The following is a 6,179-nucleotide window of genomic DNA, read 5'->3' as shown; positions in this document are numbered from 1 at the left end:
CGCCGGCGCCGGGGGGGGGGCGGGCCCCCCCGGGGGGGCCCCCCCCGCCGCACCAGTGGTTCAGGTCCGGCGTGTGGGTGGCCTGCTCTTGGTCAGCGGAGACCGAAGGCCCGGATCACGGTCTGTGCGACCGCGTTGCCGGCACTGTCGTGGGCGTGAGCCCGCAGCGAGACGAACCGGGCCCGCTTCGGGGCGGACAGCCCGAACCGACCGTCGTGTCCGCTGGTGATCTTCCGCCAGGTGCGGCCGTCGTCGTAGGACACCTCCAGGGTCACCGCCGACAGCTTGCCTGCGCCCACGGCACCCGGGAGCTGGGCGGCGGACACCGTGAGCGTCGTGTTCTTGGCGGTCTTCCCGGCCGCGTCCGTGCTGACGGCGTACTTGATCTGCGGCAGCGGCAGGACCGCCTGTTCGTCGCCCGACGGGGCTTTGGAGGTGAAGTCCCACTCGGTGTGCGTCGTGGGGGAGTACGGGCTCACCGTGCTGTCCCGGCCGGCGTCCAGGACGAGACGGTAAGGCAGCTTGCCGGCACCGGGTGCGTCAGCCTGCACCATGGTGTTCCCCGCGTTCTGGGCCAGTTGGGTGTCACCCTGGTACAGCGTGAGGGACTGCCGCGTGCGCTGGTAGTCCATGGACATGCCGACGTGGTCCGAGCCGCCCCAGGCGGGCACGTCGAGGGTCAGCCGGCTCCCACTGCGGGTGGGCGGATGGTAGTTGTCGTTCAGGTACGGGCGCTCGATGGGCTTGAACCACTGCTGGGTCTGCGTGCTGCCCGCCCGGTAGGTGGTACGCGGCTCGATCTCGAAGAGCAGGTCGTCGACGTACGCCTCCTGGCCCCAGGAGTATCCGGGCCCGGTGGAGACCCAGTCGACCCGCTGGGAGTTCACCGGCTCACGCATCGTCGTGCCGATGCCCCAGTTGCTGTTGTAGGCCGGCCAGTCGAAGCGGAACTCACCGCCGCCCAGGGTCGGGTCGGGGCTGTCGAAGGTGACGTTCACCCGCGCGAGGTTCTTGGGGCCGCCCTGGACGACCAGGCGGTCCGGGATCTCGTTGTGCCACGTCCACATCAGGTCGTACACGTAAGGGCTGACCGGCTGCGAGTCCACCGAGAGCGTCGCCCCGTGAGCGGAGGCCTGGCCGAAGAGCTTCTCGCCCTCGTCCGTGCTCAACAGCGAGACGTCGATTCGGGCGGGGGCGTGCGTCCACTCGTCGTCGCTGTAGCTCCGGAACCCTCGCCCGGGTGTGTTGTTCACGACCAGCAGGAGCTTGGCGCCCGCCTTGATCGCCGCGATGGCCTGGTCGGCGTCGCTGATCATGTCGTTGCGGCGGACGACGACCGCCTTGCCCCGCGCGTCCACACCGGCGTAGTCCGCGTTCGTGCCGTCGCCTGCGGCCACGAGCGGGAGCCTGTGGTGACCCTGGGACAGCGGGGTGACGTCCTGTTGCCGGTGGGCGTCCGTGAACTCGGTGGTCTTGGTGGCGATGGCCAGGGCCGGCTGCTCCTTGCGCCAGCGGGCGCCGAGGTCGAAGGTGCCGTGGGTCACCTTGTGCGTGGTCGGCTGGGCCCACAGGCTGTCGTAGTTGGTCTGGGTCTCCATGTAGTCGCGCCACAGCCGGCCGCCCATCGAGCGGGCGTACTCCAGACGCTGGTAGGTCGCCTCGGACCGCTGCGGCGTGGTCATGTCGATCCGCTCGATCTTCGTGGCGTCCAGGGTGACCGTGGCGTCGTGGTCCATCACGACCTCGGGGTCACCGAGCAGTGCCATCCCCATCGAGTGCGGGCCGTGGATACCCTGCACGGTCTTGAAGGACAGTACCGAGTAGACGTCGTTCGGGAGGTACGTCTGGAACGTGCCGGTCTCGTCGACGACCCAGAACTGGGGCGCGTCGTCGCCGGACCGCAGCAGCTCGACGACCCCCGACATCGGCTTTCCGTGTGCGTCCTTGAGGACCACGGTCAGCTTGTGGGTGACGTCGCCCAGCGACACCGCCGTGTGGGTGACGACCTTCCCCGCCGTGTCGGCCGCGACGACCTGGCCGCTCCAGCGGCCGTTCCCCGTCGCTCCGGAGCCGTCGATGGTGACCGTGACCTCGGCGGTGCCGTGCGCCGGCACGACGACCTCGGGGGCGGACAACCGGAACATTCCCGCAGGGGCGTCCGGGGCCTGAACGGACAGGTCGAGGGTGACCGGATCGTCGCCTGTGTTGGTGTACGTGACCGGGCGTTTCACCGCGTCGGACGCACCCGTCGTCACCTGGCCGGCGAACGCGGTCGCGGAGGCGAAGACGTCGGCGCCCAGCGCCGACGGGACGTCCACCCGGCCGCTGCCCGCCTGGAAGGCGTCGTACTTGGGCGTCTGCTTCGAGCTGCTCACCAGGAGGTCCTTCAACTGGGAGCCGGTCAGCCCGGGGTGCTCGGCCGCGAGGAGGGCCGCGGCGCCCGCGACATGCGGGGTCGCCTGGGAGGTCCCGCTGAACGTCAGGTAGCTGCCCTCGCCGAACGGCGAGTACTGGGAGCGTGCCGCCAGCACGTCGACGCCGGGCGCGCTGATCTCCGGCTTGAGCCCGCCGTCGACGCGCGGGCCCTGGCTGGAGAAGTAGGCGATGTCGTCCGAGGAGTCGACGGCTCCCACGGTCAGGGCGGCGTCAGCCGCGGCCGGGCTGCCGATGCTGTGGTCCGTACCGGTGTTGCCCGCGGCGACCACGAACAGGGCCCCGGTCTCGGCGCTGAGGCGGTCGACCGCCGTGCTGAGGGGGTCGGTGCCGTTGGACGGGTCCGAGGAGCCCAGGCTCATGTTGATGATGTCCGCGTGCTGGTCCTGTGCGGCCCACTCCATGCCGGCCAGGACCCAGGAGTCCTGGCCGGAGCCCTCGTCGGAGAGCACCTTGCCGATGTGCAGGCGCGCGCCGGGGGCGACGCCCTTCTCCTTGCCGTCCGACGCGGCTCCCGTGCCGGCGATGGTGGACGCGACGTGGGTGCCGTGTCCATGGCGGTCCGTCACGTCCTCGTCCGGGACGAAGCTCTGCGAGGCCGCTATCCGACCGGCCAGGTCAGGGTGTTCGGCGTCGACACCGGTGTCCAGGACGGCGACGTCCACGCCCTGCCCGGTGTCACCGGCCTCCCACGCCTGCGGTGCGCCGATCTGGGAGGTGGACTCGGCGAGGTCCGCCTTCACGACCCCGTCGAGCCAGATGCGGGCGATGCCCTCGCCGAAGGCCGGTCCGCCGGACGCGGCTGCCGTGGTCCTCGAGCCCGACGCGGGCGCGGAGGTGACAGCCCGCCAGAAGTCCGCCGACCGGTCCCGGTCCTCGGCCAGCGCGGCACCCTGGACACTGCCGAGGGCCCTGACCCGGGTAGCGCCCTTGGGGGTTGCGGAACGCAGCCCTGCGGCGGCTTTGCTGTCGTACGAGACGATCAGCGGCAACTGATCGCGATGTGCGTCGTCGTAGCCGTCCGCGACGAGCCGGCTGATGTTGAACAGGCGCTTGTCCAGCGTGCCCGCCGCCAGGTAGGGGAGAACGGAGTCGGGATAGACGTACAGGTCGCCGTTCGTCTCCATGATGTGCGCCTGGGCTTCCGCCCCGGCGGCACCGCGCACATCGACGGTGCCGCGACCGGCACTCGACTGCCGTGTGACAACGACGTCACCCGTGATCAGGGTGACCGAGTGGACTCCCGGAGGCACGTTGCGCTGCGCGGCGGGAGCGGCGGAGCCGTTGGTCGTGGCTGCCGCGGCGTGGGCGGCAGACAGGGCGGCGGGTTGTGCCAACGACAGGAGGGCGGCGCCGGCGACGGCGAACACACTCCAGCGTCTCGGTGATGATCTCAAGGGATTCCCTGACTGTTCCGTGGGGCCGGGGGCAGCCCGCAAGCGATTCATGGCTGAAATGACGGATCGGCGGGGGCGGGAGCGGATGGCCGGAGGACCGATCGTGAGCGTTCTGGGATCGCGGCAGGCGTGGACGATCAGAGTTAAGGCTTGTGGCCGGGAGATGTATAGACCAGGCTCGTGTCTGATATCGCCAGCTGGCGAATCGCGCCATTGCCGGCCCGACGGCCCGCCGGGAGGTGACGACAAGGAGGATGCCCGGTGCTCGACGCCCTTGGGATCAGCGAGTTCGACGAGCGGGTCTACCGCGCTTATCTGGCCAAGCCGGACCGGACAGCGCGGGAGATCGCCGAACACCTGGGCACCACACCCAGCCGGATACACCACGCGGTGGCCCGGTTGGTGGAACTGGGAGTGCTGCGAAGAGAACGACACGGCGAGTACCGGCCGGTCAGCCCGCGGACCGCGTTGAGCGCACTGCTCGCCAGGCGCCGAGCCGATACCGAGGCGGCGTTCACCGCGGTGTGGGACGCGGTCGATGACCTGGCAAGTGAGTACCGCGCCAACCGGCTGCAGGGGGATCCGACCGAGCTGGTGGAGGTGATCTCCGGTGAGGCGGCGGTCACCCTACGGGTGGCCGAGCTGACCCAATCGATGCGCACCCACTTCTGGGTTCTTGACCGGCCTCCGTACCTGGGCCCGTACAGCGTGGAGTTGGAGGAGGCCTTCACGATGGACCTGTTGGGCCGCGGCATCGACATACGGTCCGTCTACATCCCGGAGGGGCTGGAGCAGCCTGGCCGATTCGAGCTGATCACCCGCCTTGCCAAGCTCGGCGAGCAGGCCAGGCTCCTGCCGGCCCTGCCGTTCAGGCTGCGGATCATGGACCGTCGTGTCGCGCTGGTCGCGCTGATCGGAGGACGGTACGACAAAATTGCCGTCGTCCATCAGTCGGGTCTGCTCGATGCGATCCTCGAGCTGTTCGACGTCTACTGGCAGCGGGCACAACCCATCGTCTCGATGGCCCCGGAGACCCCCGACCAGCCGAGCACGGACGATCTCTTGCTGTTGAGAATGTTGCAAGCGGGCTACAAGGACCAGGCGATCGCCCGGCAACTGGGGACGAGCGCGCGCACCGTGACCCGCAGGATCGCCGCGATCACGTCCCGGCTCGGCCTCGATACCCGCTTCCAGCTGGGCACCGAAGCCGCCAAGCGAGGCTGGATCTGAGCGGGCGTTCAGGTGCGCATTACGCCGTCAAGTGCGGTACGGGGTGAACAGGTTGCGTAGCCCAGGGACCTGTCCGACGCCCGATGGGCCTTGATCGAACCGACGTTGACAACCTGGAGGGAAGCCCGGCTCGACCGCAGGCCCACCGGAAAGCCGGCATCCGCCGAACTCCGCGATGCATGGAACGCGATCCTCTACGTCAACCGCACCGCTGGTCGACGCCCTGCTCGACGACAACGACGTCGAAGCCGCCTGGCAGGCCGCCGCCGAAACCGGTGCCCGTGACCGGTGGTAGCTCACCCTCGCCAACCAGAAACGCAAGCGGAACCTGATGCGTCTGACGGACGAACACGGTCTGTGAGCCGGGACGTCGCCACGGGGGCTTGCGCGGTGCCCCATGCCGGCCTGCACTCGATGTGCACGGTCCTTGGCCACGCGGAACGTTCGCGCAGCGCAGAGGCCATGCGCAGAGGTCATTGCAGAGGTCATTTTCACGAACCGCGCAGCTGTCCCCCTGGAGGGTTCGAACGAGTTCCGCCACCGCTTGCACCGCCGCGGTGATCTCCTCTGGCCGCAGATTCCGCATGAAGGGTGTACGCGCGAAAGCGGTAGCGCAGTGCGTGCAGCCGTACCTGCATCCTGCCTGGGCGGACATACACACCGAGTGGGCTTCTCGGCCGCCTTCCCAGAGCCGTACGGCCTCGAAGGTGGATCTGTCGGACGTCCCGGCACCCTCGTCGAACGTTCCAGCCGCTTCGTCACCCTCGTCCACCTCCCCGACGGCCGCCAGCCCACGCAGACGCGCGACGCGCTCATACAGACCGTCTCGACACTCTGCGACCCCGGCAGTCCTTGGCAGCGCGGCTCGAAGGAGAACACCAACGGCCTGCTGGGGCAAGCACTTCCCCAAGGGCATCGACCTGGCCCGCTGCAGCCGCGAAGAGCTGGATGCCGTGGCCGCCGGGCTGAACAGCCGCCCACGCAAAACGCTCGGTTGGGAAACTCCAGCCGAGCGCCTCGCTAAGCTCCTGGCCACAGCCAGTTGATCACCTGTGTTGCAACGCCCCCTGGAATTCGCCCTTACCGGACGGGGCCATAACACGGCCGGACTGTACCGCG

2 protein-coding genes and 2 pseudogenes are annotated in these 6,179 nt (G+C 69.4%); 3 read left to right on the top strand and 1 reads right to left on the bottom strand.

Translation table 11 applies throughout. The annotated features are described in order from the left end of the window. Positions 1–92: 92 nt before the first annotated feature. Positions 93–3,830 carry a S8 family serine peptidase gene (locus ACFWXC_RS43770; RefSeq protein WP_384488210.1) on the bottom strand — a complete coding sequence of 1,246 codons (3,738 nt, stop codon included), beginning with the start codon at positions 3,828–3,830 and terminating at the stop codon, positions 93–95. Between the two features lie 261 nt (positions 3,831–4,091). Here ACFWXC_RS43770 and ACFWXC_RS43765 point away from each other — a divergent pair, with 261 nt between their 5' ends. From ACFWXC_RS43765 to ACFWXC_RS43755, 3 genes and pseudogenes are all read left to right on the top strand, one after another. Further along, complete coding sequence (locus ACFWXC_RS43765; protein WP_384488208.1) at positions 4,092–5,060, top strand: winged helix-turn-helix transcriptional regulator; 969 nt, start codon at positions 4,092–4,094, stop codon at positions 5,058–5,060. Between the two features lie 69 nt (positions 5,061–5,129). Then, positions 5,130–5,270, top strand: a pseudogene (locus tag ACFWXC_RS43760) (IS5/IS1182 family transposase); the annotation flags it as partial. 517 nt (positions 5,271–5,787) lie between these two features. Continuing rightward, positions 5,788–6,106: pseudogene (locus ACFWXC_RS43755) on the top strand (transposase); the annotation flags it as partial. Positions 6,107–6,179 lie beyond the last annotated feature (73 nt).

This window comes from Streptomyces sp. NPDC058683, from assembly GCF_042716195.1.
GTDB lineage: Bacteria > Actinomycetota > Actinomycetes > Streptomycetales > Streptomycetaceae > Streptomyces.
The sequence above is the reverse complement of the archived record's forward strand: the minus strand, read 5'-3'. Positions and strand labels throughout refer to the sequence as shown.